Genomic DNA, 13,064 nt, shown 5'->3' on the forward strand with positions numbered 1-13,064 from the left:
TAATGCCATATTGCCTCCATTCTATTGGAACCTTCACATATAATAAATGACAAGATTATGCGACTTATAATAAAATATTGTCATTGTCCAAGATTCAAATAACAGTAGACTGAATCGATTTCAGTTCACTACATAAAAATATTGCGTTCAAATGGAGGATGCACGTGAAAGAACACATCTTTCTCCCCAAGCCGGTTTTCCCCAGACATGTATGTTTTCCCGATTTTATTGGAGGTTACAGTGACTTTCCGAAACATTATGTGAATCGGGAATATCGAACCAAAGAAATTAATTTGGATCAATGCTACAATTTGCACCTTGTCCTGGACGGTAAAGGGTTCCTGGACACGGGAACCACTCGTTATGAGCTTACACGAGGGCAGGGATTCCTCTATGGTCCCGGTCTCAGACAAACCTACTACTCCGATTCGGATGATCCGTGGAGTATTCGTTGGATTCATTTTTACGGCATTCGTCTCGAAGAACTCTTAAATGGAAAAGGCGTTGACGAGCCCTGGCTGTTTCAATGTTCCAACTTCCCGGTGGTCACCGCGCTCATGGATCGAATACTGGAGCTCGGAAGAGGCTATCAGGTGGAGGATGAGCACAGTGTGGCAGCTACACTATATGAGCTTCTGACCCGATTGCAATCCGCAGCGAGCCAAATCAATGTTTCGTTGAATCACACCTCGGAGCGAATTCGTGAAGCAGCGAATTATATTCGATCCCATAGTAACGAGCACATTACACTAGACCACGCTGCCGGAATAGCTGGATACAGTACACCCTACTTTAGCCGCAAGTTCAGTCAGACGTTCGGAATCTCCTTCCCGGAATTCCTGATGGAATCCAGGTTATTGCATGCGAAACAGCTGCTCGCGACAACCAACCTTTCCATTAAGCAAATTACGCTGGAAACAGGATTTTCACAGTCAAGCTACTTCATCCGATGTTTTAAAACTCAGGAAAACGTAACGCCTATGCAATTCCGAATGATACACAATCATTCATTATAGGCAGATGTTCCTTGAACAAACTGACGCAAAAGAAGACTCTGCATACAACATGCAGAGTCTTCTTCGCTCATTTTTCATATATGTTCATTTGTATTTTCGTCCTCGTCGCCCTCACGTACGCCAGAACAGCCCGGCCTCATCCCGTTCCACCTGCTCAAGCACATTCTCAAAATCGGAACAAGGTGTAATAACATCTACCGGACTCCAGCTGCTCTGTTCATCTCTGGCATACACGTTCCACTGATTTTCTTCCCAGTAAAATCGGGCAATATGCATCTTGTCCCATTGATACCGTTCCTCGGCGGGTCTTTCTTCGGTCAGGATCAATTCATTGTCATTCATCTCATATGTCAACTTCACCATCGTACGCAGTGGCGCAGGTACCTTCTCGTGAATATAACCGTTCATAACGGACTGAATTCTTCGTAACGTAAACGAGTCCAGCATGAAGTGCACATCCTTTCAGCAAAATGCCACCCTTTGATCATTTTACCAACTGGATTTTGTTACCCCAGGAATCTGACCTTGATGAGCCAGTTCTCTGAACTTAATTCGCGATACCTTGAACTTGCGTAGATAACCCCGCGGGCGACCTGTCACTTCACAACGATTTTTCAAACGAGTCGGAGATGCATTACGCGGCAATTTCTGCAACGCTTCATAATCCCCTTTTTCCTTCAACTCCCGGCGCAGATCCGCATATTTTGCCACGATCGCTTGGCGTTGCTTCTCACGTACCACTTTTGATTTTTTAGCCATGAATTACAGCTCCTTTATCCATTGAATTTATGTTTATAAATTGAACTAAAGAATATTTACACTGTACACTCCGTTTTGTGTAAATGTTTAGTTCAATTTATATAGATGTGCTTATATCACGCTACTCCATCAACTTCCCAGTTATACGACTTCCACAGGCCATGGCAGTGGATTATCAAAATGGCCCCAGTCGGCCAGCATTTCTTCATCACTGAGCAGGCACTGGTCCAGCTCATCTTCAATGCTCGCACGTTCCATTTCGATCCCAATCATGACAAGCTCCGTCTGACGATCTCCCCACTGGGCATCCCATTTCTCCAGCACATCCGGTTCGTTACGTAAAATCTCCTCTTTGTCCGCTTCCGGCAACGCCGCCACCCAATGTCCCGCAGGACCGAACTGAATGGATGGCCCTGCCTGACTGAGGCTTGCAGCAACATCCCCTTCAGCCGCGAGCCATACCAAACCTTTGGCACGTACCACTTCTTCCGGCCAGTAACTCATGAACTCAGCCAGACGGGAAGGATGGAATGGCTTTCTGCGGCGATAAACGAAGGAACCAATGCCATATTCCTCGGTTTCCGGTGTATGCGACTCCTTCTCCAGCTCCTGAATCCAGCCAGCAGACATACTCACTTTCTCGAAATCAAAGCGGTTTGTATTCAGAATCTCAGACGGATTCACCTGACCATTCTCAGTCCGAATGATCTTGGCGTTAGGCTGTAACTTACCGATGATGCCTTCGAGCTTGTTCAGCTCGGTGTCATCCACCAGATCACATTTGTTCAGTAGCAGTACATCACAGGTTTCGATCTGATCAATCAACAAGTCTACGACGTCACGAGTGTCCTCATCTCCAGTCGCCTGATTACGATCCAATAGACTCTGCCCTGATCCAAAATCATGCCAGAATCGATTGGCATCCACCACCGTTACCAGACAGTCCAATCGGGCCAGGCGCGTCAGATCAATACCCGACTCCTCATCGGCGTATGTAAAGGTCTGTGCAACTGGAACAGGTTCACTGATACCAGTGGATTCGATCAAAATATAGTCATACTTGCCTTCGTTCACCAGCTTCTCAATCTCCTGCATCAGATCATCCCGCAAGGTGCAGCAGATACAGCCGTTCGACAACTCCACCAGCTTCTCTTCGGTTCGAGACAAGGTTGCCTCCCCCTTGACCAGCGCAGCATCAATATTCACCTCACTCATGTCGTTGACGATTACAGCAACTTTGAGCCCCTGTCTGTTGTTCAACACATGATTTAAAACCGTCGTTTTCCCTGAACCGAGGTAACCACTCAGTACGGTTACCGGAACTTGCTTTTGTGTCATAGAAATCTACTCCTTATATTTGCAGTCTGTGTAATCCAGACTTTAATAGTAATTATTACGATTAACAACAATGACTATAATCCTGTCAGAGGGTGGTTGTCAAACTATTTTTGATTCAAGCTGCAAAAAAACAAAAAAAGGCTGATGACTTCCCCCGCTCTTTCGCATCCTGAGGATGCGTTCTGGCAAGAAGTAAGTCATAAACCTCCTCTTTGACACTCCCATCCCTAAAGGGGCAAGATCACTAAAGTGATTGGGATTCTTAGCTAAGCTTAACGTCCTCATTTCATTTCTGCTTTGGACAGATGCTAAGATTAGGGTATGCCATTACCCCTCCTAAGACAGTGCATATAGCACCTTAGGCTGATTGACTGTTACCGCCAATCACAGTTGCGTAGCGAATATTCATCGCCCCAACGATATCACGATGTTTCTTGAATCCACATGGGCACTTATATCTTCTATCTTGCGCCTTGTTCTTTTTTGAACATTCTGGACAGGTTTGACTTGAATATGCAGGGTTCACATATTCCACTTTGATCCCTGCCATATTTGCTTTGTATTCAATGAATTGTGCCAAACGGTAGAATGACCAACTGTGTAAATTCTTTTCGTTTTTACGACTTGTTCTTGTCGTCTGCCTTATATTCGTTAGTTGCTCTAAGCGAATGACAGAAGTCTTATTTTCGACTGCGAAATTAACGATTTCACGACTGACTTTGTGGTCTTTGTCTTTCATCCATCGTTGTTCTTTATCATCTAACTTGCGAATAGCGTCCACTTTCTTTTGTTTTCCTAGCTTTTGACGAACACTACGAAACTTCCGTTTCTTGTATTTGTTTTCTCGCCCATTCCCAAAGAAGCGAGCGTGATCATTATCTGTGATGGCTACGGCAGGGACTTTCAGCCCTAAATCAACGCCCAAAATCCGCATACCCGTTTTTTCAGTTGTTGGCATGGTGACAGCAATTTGGGCTATCCACTTACCTGAGCTTTTCGTGACACGGAGCGTACCAAGTTTATGCTTCAAAAGGTCAACGTTTCGATGGTCTTTGTCGATGAACAATGCACGAATTTTTAAACGCTTAGATTTTCCCTCTACCATGAATGGAATGGAAATGTGCGTGAAGTCAAGAGAATAGTTTTGGTTATTCCATACGCAAATCGGTTTCTTTAGGATCGGTATGATTGCGTATTTACTTTTCTTAACTTTGGTAGAGAAGACACTATTCGCATCTTTAATCGCTTGATTTTTTACTGCACTTGGTAGATTAGCAGGAATGTCTTTTGTTGTCTTCTTCAACCTTTTCTTTTCTTCTACCATCTCGGCTACGAGTGTATTAACAACTCGGATATATTCATGACTACTTTGTTGCAATAGTTGGATCTGCTCTTTAGTCGGCAGCAGCTTTACCTTAACCGTTATGGTCTGAGACATATACTTCACCCCCTTGTCTTTTGTTGTTCAACATAACGCTTGATGGTCTCACTTGATACATTTCCAGCGGTAGAAACAAAATAGGAACGTGTCCACAAACTGGGCAAATGCAGAAGGTGTGGAAACTCTTCTCGTAGTTTTTTTGATGTGACTCCTTTTATTTTTGCCATGATATCAGCAGGGCTTAATGTTGGAAGTGCATTGAGAAACATATGTGTATGGTCTTTGTCGCACTCCATGGCAACAATCACAATTTTAAGCTCTGCACATACCTCATGCACCAGTTCCTTGAAGCGCTGTTCTACCTCTAATTTGAGAAATATCTTTCTTCTGTATCGTGGGCAGAACACAAAATGATAGTTCAACAAAGATACGGTTGTGTTTGTTCTTCTATATTCATTCATATCTATATTGTATCAGTTTAATAGATGAATTGAAACAAACTAAAAAAATTAAGAAGGCAGACATTTCGGATACTTGAAGAATCACAATAGTGATACTCCGTATCCGACCTCACTTTCATCCCACATCTAAAGAATTGGGCTTTCTCGTTCGGGGATTCTGTAAATATTCGCACTACATGCGGGATAGGCTAGACAGCGGAACTATCAATATAAATTAGAAGTACGCCTGTACCGGGACATATTCAACAAAACTATATAGATTGAACTGAACATTTACACGAAACGGAGAGGACAGAAAAAACCTGAAGAAGCGGAGCTAAAAGCTTTCTGCAAGAAAGCTGCTTCGGAAGGCATACACTCGCCTAAAAGCTTTCTGCAAGAAAGCTACTTCGGAAGCATACGCTCCCCCCGGATTTAACCTTATAAAAAGGAATCAAAAAAATCTGGGGATAACAGCGATCGGAAGGTTGTTCTGTCATCGGAGTGATCCGTGTAAATGTTCTTTCGTTCAATCTATACAGAAACCACAGAACTGGCCTTATTCCCCGCTTCCATCCGTTGCCTGAACACCAGCACCAGAATCATCGCTGCAATAGAGAAGAGCGTGCAGATCATAAACATGGTCGAATACGAACTCACCTGCACAATGAACCCCATCGCCAGTCCACCCAGAGAGAATCCCAGGTCATAGGATGACATGAAGATCCCCATGAGTACATATCTGGAATCCGCAGGCAGCACAAAAGACAGATATGTGGTTAATGTCGGGTACAACAATGCCAGGGCAAAGCCGCTAAACACCGCAGAAAGATACACCAGTGGCCCGATAATCTCCAATAGACTAAGCAACTGGGTTCCCAGTGCTGCACACAGCATTAATCCTGCCATCAGCCAGGTATTCCAGCTGCCATCGGACGGAATTTTTTTTCGCAAAATAAACCTGCACAGGATCACAACCAATCCCTGTATCGTCAGAAATACCCCTGCACTCGCCATTCCGGTAGATATCATATACAGGGGAAGGAAGGTCGCTGTTGCCCCAAAAACGCATGAAGCAAAAAGCATCACCACACTGCTGATCAGCAGTGGCGTACTACGCCAGATACCGCCGAATGAACGCAGCATATCACCCAAGGTATACGATTTGTTCTGCACAGTACTCCGGGGCAGATCCACATTGTATCCGATCAGAAGTGGCAAAGCCGCCAGCCCGATCATCAGCAGCGTAAACGCCAGATCACTGGCATTTTCCCAGATTTGTATGGCGAGGATTGGAATGACCAGAGAAGGAACCATCGTAAACAGGGTGTACATGGACAGCCCTTGTGCCCGGTCCTTGTCCTCCAATCTTTCTACAATGCCTGCCTGCATCGTCATGGAGAAAAAGGCTGTAGCCACCCCTTGCAGGGCTCGCAACCACAGATACGTCTCCACACCAAAAACAACAAATAACAGCAGCGTCCCGGCATGTAAAAGCAATAGCCATTGCATCACACGAAGTGGCCCATGCTTACCCAGCAGCTGCGCTGCAAAAGGTCTCAGGAGCATACAGGTGAACATATATGCCCCCATCATCAGACCAATCTCAGCCTGGTTCAATCCGGCGGCTTCGCTTCTCAGAGGCAGAATAATCGTCAAGGCTGAATTAGCCGCAAAAAACAAAAAAGCCAGCATATAAAACCGGATAAACGAAAAGGATACCGGATTTAATTTTCCATTGGATGTTGCCGTCACCGAAGACTTCAAACGTTTGTCACCACTTTCTCGTCTGGCAGTTAACTCACAGATGCACCTGTCACGGGTTTTCGCCGTTCATAGGCAAAAACGATCATCACCGCTCCTAGGATAGCACACATCATGTACATAAATGAATAGGAGGAGAAATCAGCGACGGGTCCCATAACGACACCGCCCAGTGAAACGCCCAAATCTGCCGTCGCTATAAATAATCCAATCAGCACATTTCGATTAAGCTGTGGCAACACAAAGGATAAATAGGTGGTTAACGTCGGATACAGGATGGATTGAGCTATTCCCATCAAAATCGCCCCCACATAGAAAAAAACAGCTCCTCCTGTTATCGAAAAGCTTACACACAGCGCAGCCACTGCCAAAAGAAACATTGTTCCCATGATAAATGGAGCGTGCCATTTGCCATCCGAAGGGATTCTTTTCCGAAGCATAATCCGGGCTAGCACAACGGTTCCTGCTTGAAGCATCAGATAGATACCCGCATTACCGCTTGGCAGTTGGCCGGCATATAAAGGAATAAAGGTCGTAACCGCTCCGAATACAACGGAGGCACTAAGCATCAATACACTACATTTGAACAGGAACGGATTTTTGACCAACTCACTAAAGGATTGGAATACGCCTACGTTCTGAGCAGGAACATTTTCGGCAGGCTGCTCCGTGCTCTTGTCCATTTTGGCGCTATATCCAAACACGCCTGTACAGATGGCAATACCAATCAGAACCACTGTAAAATAATCCATTCCTCCGGTCTGCCAAATTCCCAATGCAAGAACAGGACCCACAATGCCCGGTATATAGCTAAATAACGAATAATATGAAATGCCCTGGGAACGATCTTTCTCCGGCAGGGCATCGATAATGCCGATCTGTAACGCCATGGAGAAGAAAGCGGTCGATACCCCCTGTAAAATACGAGCCACCAAATAGCCACCGAGTCCCGTAAACGTATATAAAATCAGGGCAAAACCGTTGACGATCAGGATAAAGCGCAATACTTTGATCGGCCCTTGTTTTTGAATGATATGACCTGCCCATGGCCTGAAAAACATCGTTGTGAACATATAGGCTCCCATGATTAGCCCGATGGTTGTACTGCTGGCGCCCAGGGATTCCCCCTGCAAAGGGATAATTACATTGAGAATAGCATTTGCACTAAAATATAGAAGAACCAGTATGTACAAACGCAGAAAAGGCCAAGACATCGCTCCACTCACAATGGGTTTCCCCCTAAAATGTAATTAAATGCTTCAACAATTTCTTCGCATATTCGGACTGGACATCCTTGAGCTGCCCAATCGGAACCATTTCCTCAATCTGCCCATCTCTGAAAATAATGACCCTGTCGCAAATATAGGCTGCCGCCTGAATATCATGCGTGATAAACACATAGCTCATCTTGTAGATTTCCTTTAATTGTTTTAACAATTGCAGCACCTGGATCTGAACAGACACATCCAGAGAACTGATGGCTTCATCCAATAAAATACATTTCGGTGCAGTGGAGATGGCTCTTGCAATACATACTCTCTGAGCCTCTCCTCCCGATAATTCATGAGGATATTTCCGTCTGTAGGACGGGTCCAATCCAACTTGATATAACAACTCATCGACCTTGCTTTGCATATGTTGCTGAACCTTTTTTTGAGCCTTTAGGGGCTCGATGATCGCTTCTTCAACGGTAAAAAACGGATTAATGGAAGACGTATAATTTTGAAATACCGCACTGATGTTTCCCATTCTTACGCTTCGATCCTTCACATTTTTCCCCTCAAACAAAATGGTTCCCCGGTCCGGCTTTTCAATGCCCAGGATCAACCTTCCCAAGGTGGACTTGCCACTTCCACTTTCACCGATAATGCCCAAACATTCACCATGATAGCATTCAAATGCTACATTCTTCAGAACCTGCTGCCTTTGTTTGGAAAATAGCCCGCTCTGTCTATAGGATTTCTCAATGCCATCCACCTTCAGCACTTATAACCCCTCCTGCATCAATTTCTTGAAATGGTTGCTCAGCTCCAGTCGGGTAGACACTAAATATTGGGTATATGCATGTTCCGGTTCTGAAAACACGGACTGAATGTCTCCTCTTTCGACAATAGCTCCGTCCTTCATGACCATAACCTCGTCCGCAATTTTCTGCACCACACCGAGATCATGTGATATAAACATCATGGAACATCCCATACGTTCGCGTAATTGAATCAATTGTTCAACGACCTCGTACTGAGAGATCGTATCCAGCGCTGTTGTCGGTTCATCCGCAATAATCAGATCTGGCTCTAACACAAGTGCCAGCGCGATCATGATTCGCTGCAGCATTCCCCCAGACAGCTCGTGCGGGTATTGATTCAGGATGTCTTGCGGATTTTTCAACATCACGCTTTCCATGGCATTTTTTATTTTCCGCTCAATCTCCCGGGTATTCCAGCCAAAGTGCTCCTGAAGTGTCTCCCGGATATGGACACCAATCACACAGGAAGGATCGAATGCACTCATGCCATTTTGCAAAATCAGGCAGAGATTTCTCCCTCTTTTTTTTCTCATCTCTTTTTCCGTAAGCTGGTTCAGATTCTCACCTTTGAATAAAATGGTTCCAGATTGCTGAAGCCACGCTTTATTCAGTCGCATAATAGATCTGCACGTCACGGACTTGCCACTCCCGCTCTCCCCCACAATGGCCAGACAGCTTCCTTGCTTTACCTGAAATGAACTGTCATGAATAATAACTTTACCCGTACGTGTATCCCATACTTTCAAGTTTTCAACCTCTACTATATTCATAAACCGTTTTTCCCACCTCTTTCTTGCGAACCTTGCCTTGATAGGTCATTAATTTGGGATCCAAAGCAACCTGGAGTGCATCCGACAGAAAATTAAAAGCGGACACCACAATGACAATAGCCAGGCCAGGTGCCAACATTAATTCAGGTCTGGAGAACATGACCTCCCTTGCCTCGTTTAACATCATGCCCCATTCAGCATGGGGAGCCTGAATGCCAAGTCCGAGAAAAGAGAGCCCCGAGATCTGCAGCATCATCGAACACATGGAACCACTTGAGATCACCGCGATATCGGCAAATGTAACCGGAACAATGTGCTTGGTTATAATTCTCAGATTGGGCGTACCAGAGGCTTTGGCATATTTCACATAATCCATTTCGGAGAACTGCATCACAGAGGTTCGAATGACGCGGGCAAACCATGCCCATTTCATGAATACAAAGGCAATTAAAATATTTTCCAGCCCTGAACCCAAAATGCCGACTACTGCCAAGGTCATGACATATCCAGGGAAGGACAGCATGATATCACAGATCCTCATAATCAAAGCATCTGTTTTCCCCTTAAAGTAACCCGCGATAAATCCGACAACAGCTCCAACCAAAACGGACAGAATCAATGCAACCAAAACCCATAAAACACTGGGACGAATGCCGTAGATGAGCCTGGATAAAACACATCTGCCCAAGTGGTCATTCCCTAACAGGTAAGTCCAGGATGAGGATGCATAACGAAGCTTCATATTCACTGCCTCAGGGTCATGGGGTGCAAATAAAGGGGCAAATATGCCAGCAACAATAGTGAACACGATAATCGCCAATGATGTAATAGCCAGCTTGTCTTTGCTCAAATTTTTCAATATTCTCATCAGATATCCTTTCTCAACCTGGGATTCATCGCAGCATTGATAATGTCCGAGAGTGTATTAAACAACACAAACGTTACCGCCAAAATCAAAACATATGCCTGAATAATCGGGAAATCCCGACTTAGAATCGATCGCACGCTGAGTCTCCCAAGTCCCGGCCATGCAAACACATTTTCAATGACGACCGTGCTCCCGAGCACGATGGGAATCGCCATGCAAAATATTGACACCGCCACTTGCAGTGAGTTTCTTAAAATATGCATGGTCACTTTTTTCTCGCTTAATCCACTGGCTCTTCCATAGAGCACATAGTCCTCATTCAGATTGCTTAACATGGAACTTCGCACTGTTCTAAAATAAATGCCCGTGTAACTTACCGTAATCACAATAACCGGGAGGATATAACTTTTGTAGGAGTCCATCCCGCTGGTTGGCAACAGATCCAATTTGACAGAAAAGTACCAAATCATGATTGCCGCAAGCCAATAGGATGGCATTGCCGTGAGGAAAAAGGAGATGCCTCTTACCGATTTATCGATGACTTTCCCTTCTCTCATGGCACAGATCACGCCCAAGAGGATCGATAACACAATAATAAAAATGGATGAGACCAGTGTTAACTTTAGCGTATTCAGAAAGGCCGGACCTACCATAGACCATACGGTTTCACCCGATACATAGGAGTTGCCAAAGTCAAACTGCAATACGGCAATCATCCAGTTTATATACTGGATCATGAACGGTTTATCGAATCCTAATGCTTCGTTGGTTTGGGCGATTAATTCATCTGTGATCTGGGGAACGTCCTGTGCCTGCAAGACCACTACGGCCGGGTCCAGAGGAGAGAGATTAATTAAAACAAACGTTATAAATGAAATAATGATCAGCAAAGGTATGGCCAGTAATATTCTTCTGACGATATAACTTCCCATATCCATCTCCTTTTCGGGCGAATTCAAGTTATTTACAAATAAAGGGAGGGATTACTCTCCCCCCTATTGAAGTCATTCCTATTTAAAATTCATCTGCTCAAATGGCAATTCATATTGAGTCTGCTTGAATGAAATTCCATCTAGACTTTGGGGAGCCACTACCGTGACACGCCCGTTGGTAAGAGGAATAAATACCGCTTCGTCATGAACGATTTTCATAATATCCGTATATAACGCTCTTCTTGTTTCTTCATCTGTTGACACCATGACTTCCTCAATTTTTTTATACAATTCCTCTGCTTGGGGAAGGCCGCTAGTCGTATGTTTATAAGATGCATCCGAAGTAAACGCAGAGATTGTGCTCTGTGGGTCGTACGCCAGTCCCCAGGTCTGATTGAATAATAAATCATACTCACCGGTTGACCTTCTGTTTGCGATGGAAGTGGACTCCTCTCCAACAATTTCCACTTGCATCCCTATTCCTTTTAACGAATTTTGGATAAATTCTGCCTGTGTTTTTTGGGAAGAGGAATTGCTGTCATAATACAAGTTCATGGCTAGAGGCTTACCATTTTTCGTTCTCACAGCTTCACCATTCGCCAGCGTCCAACCTGAATTCTCCAAAATTTCTTTCGCGGTTTCCGGATCATAATTGCGCTTTTTCAGGTCAACATCCGCGTAATTTACATTGGATGAGAACAAGCTGTCCGCTACCGTTTGGGTTCCATCAAAAATATCGTTACTGATGCTTTCCCGGTCGATACCATACCATACGGCTTCACGAACAGCTTGATCTTGAACAGGGCTATCCATTTTGCTACTATTGGCTACGATCATGGCCGTATTCATAGGTTCACTTCGAACGATTTGATAATCGCCAGACTCAGCCAATTGATTCATCGCTTCAATATCAATGCTGTCTGCCCCCCGATCATCCGTAAATACAAAGTTGATCTCACCTTTTTGTAACGCCAGGAATGTCGTTTCTCCTGCCGGTAGAACCTTGGATGTGATTTTCTTAATTTCAGGTGCGCCACCCCAGTAGGCTTCATTCGCTTCAAAGGTAGCATTCTCGTCGATTTTATGTCCTGTAAGCTTGTAGGGCCCTGTCCCGTTATAACCATTTACCCCGTCTTTGGTTCCCCCATCCTTGAAATCCTTGGGCGATAAAAATACATAGGGCCTGGTCATCGACAATTCAACCAGTGTTGGGTAATAGGTCTCCGACAACACCAATTCCACTGTATATTCATCCACAACTTTCGTGCTTACAATTTTGCTGGACAGCTTAATCCATGCATGTTTTTCAGCATTGGCCTGAACCGCATCGAAATTTTGTTTAACTGCCTCTGCATTAAAAGGCTCGCCATCATGGAATTTCACATCTTTGCGCAGATGAAACGTATAGGTTTTTCCATCTTCTGAAATATCCCATGATTCCGCCAACAAAGGCTTGATACCATCGACCGTGTTTTCAACCAAAGACTCATATACCATCCCTTGGGCAGGCATCGAGCCGGGATACAGATGGGGATTCATATCGTTAATATCTTTGGCAGAAGCATAGATAAGTTCCGTTTGTACCTTGCTACTGGCAGGCTCCGTTTGGGCGCTCTCTTTCTCTTTTGTGCTCTGTCCGCATCCGGCGAGCAGCGCAATGGCAGACACCAGCAATAGTATGGATGTAAAAGTAAGACCCTTTTTCACAACATTTCCTCCTGATTAGTAAGCAAAACTAAAAATTTACACTTGCCACTTCGATGACAGAAC

At 44.6% G+C, this 13,064-nt stretch carries 13 protein-coding genes; 1 reads left to right on the forward strand and 12 read right to left on the reverse strand.

The window, feature by feature from the left end; genetic code table 11:
• The first annotated feature begins 158 nt into the window (after positions 1 to 158).
• Positions 159 to 1,016 (forward strand): AraC family transcriptional regulator, encoded by an 858-nt coding sequence (locus ABTV53_RS22640; RefSeq protein WP_433746738.1) that lies wholly within the window; start codon positions 159 to 161, stop codon positions 1,014 to 1,016.
• A 111-nt stretch (positions 1,017 to 1,127) separates the two neighbouring features.
• Here ABTV53_RS22640 and ABTV53_RS22645 read toward each other — a convergent pair whose 3' ends face one another.
• The 12 genes from ABTV53_RS22645 to cntA form a co-directional block, all read right to left on the reverse strand.
• Positions 1,128 to 1,463 carry a DUF3024 domain-containing protein gene (locus ABTV53_RS22645; RefSeq protein WP_433746741.1) on the reverse strand — a complete coding sequence of 112 codons (336 nt, stop codon included), beginning with the start codon at positions 1,461 to 1,463 and terminating at the stop codon, positions 1,128 to 1,130.
• Between the two features lie 42 nt (positions 1,464 to 1,505).
• Complete coding sequence (rpsN, locus tag ABTV53_RS22650) at positions 1,506 to 1,775, reverse strand: 30S ribosomal protein S14 (protein WP_036605831.1); 270 nt, start codon at positions 1,773 to 1,775, stop codon at positions 1,506 to 1,508.
• Positions 1,776 to 1,916: 141 nt separating this feature from the next.
• On the reverse strand, positions 1,917 to 3,113 hold the full coding sequence (locus ABTV53_RS22655) for a GTP-binding protein (protein WP_433746744.1): 1,197 nt from the start codon (positions 3,111 to 3,113) through the stop codon (positions 1,917 to 1,919).
• Between the two features lie 358 nt (positions 3,114 to 3,471).
• A complete protein-coding gene (locus ABTV53_RS22660; RefSeq protein ID WP_433746747.1) occupies positions 3,472 to 4,551 on the reverse strand; it encodes an RNA-guided endonuclease InsQ/TnpB family protein in 1,080 nt (359 codons plus the stop codon).
• Between the two features lie 5 nt (positions 4,552 to 4,556).
• The gene (gene tnpA / locus ABTV53_RS22665; protein ID WP_047840510.1) at positions 4,557 to 4,955 is read right to left on the reverse strand and encodes an IS200/IS605 family transposase; all 399 of its coding nucleotides are present in this window, start codon (positions 4,953 to 4,955) and stop codon (positions 4,557 to 4,559) included.
• A 513-nt stretch (positions 4,956 to 5,468) separates the two neighbouring features.
• On the reverse strand, positions 5,469 to 6,701 hold the full coding sequence (gene cntE, locus ABTV53_RS22670; protein WP_433746751.1) for a staphylopine family metallophore export MFS transporter CntE: 1,233 nt from the start codon (positions 6,699 to 6,701) through the stop codon (positions 5,469 to 5,471).
• A 29-nt stretch (positions 6,702 to 6,730) separates the two neighbouring features.
• Complete coding sequence (gene cntE, locus ABTV53_RS22675; protein ID WP_433746754.1) at positions 6,731 to 7,924, reverse strand: staphylopine family metallophore export MFS transporter CntE; 1,194 nt, start codon at positions 7,922 to 7,924, stop codon at positions 6,731 to 6,733.
• Between the two features lie 13 nt (positions 7,925 to 7,937).
• The gene (locus ABTV53_RS22680; protein WP_433746757.1) at positions 7,938 to 8,684 is read right to left on the reverse strand and encodes an ABC transporter ATP-binding protein; all 747 of its coding nucleotides are present in this window, start codon (positions 8,682 to 8,684) and stop codon (positions 7,938 to 7,940) included.
• The gene (gene cntD / locus ABTV53_RS22685; protein WP_433746760.1) at positions 8,685 to 9,494 is read right to left on the reverse strand and encodes a staphylopine uptake ABC transporter ATP-binding protein CntD; all 810 of its coding nucleotides are present in this window, start codon (positions 9,492 to 9,494) and stop codon (positions 8,685 to 8,687) included.
• On the reverse strand, positions 9,475 to 10,362 hold the full coding sequence (gene cntC, locus ABTV53_RS22690; RefSeq protein ID WP_433746763.1) for a staphylopine uptake ABC transporter permease subunit CntC: 888 nt from the start codon (positions 10,360 to 10,362) through the stop codon (positions 9,475 to 9,477). Before cntC ends, cntD begins: the two co-directional genes overlap by 20 nt.
• Positions 10,362 to 11,294, reverse strand: coding sequence for a nickel/cobalt ABC transporter permease (opp1B, locus tag ABTV53_RS22695; RefSeq protein WP_433746766.1), 933 nt, complete (start codon positions 11,292 to 11,294; stop codon positions 10,362 to 10,364). The genes cntC and opp1B overlap by 1 nt, the downstream gene beginning before the upstream one ends.
• A gap of 78 nt (positions 11,295 to 11,372) precedes the next feature.
• Positions 11,373 to 13,001, reverse strand: a complete 1,629-nt coding sequence (gene cntA, locus ABTV53_RS22700) for a staphylopine-dependent metal ABC transporter substrate-binding lipoprotein (RefSeq protein ID WP_433746769.1) — start codon at positions 12,999 to 13,001, stop codon at positions 11,373 to 11,375.
• Positions 13,002 to 13,064 lie beyond the last annotated feature (63 nt).

It is taken from the genome of Paenibacillus amylolyticus, from assembly GCF_050990605.1.
GTDB classification, from domain to species: Bacteria; Bacillota; Bacilli; order Paenibacillales; family Paenibacillaceae; genus Paenibacillus; species Paenibacillus amylolyticus_H.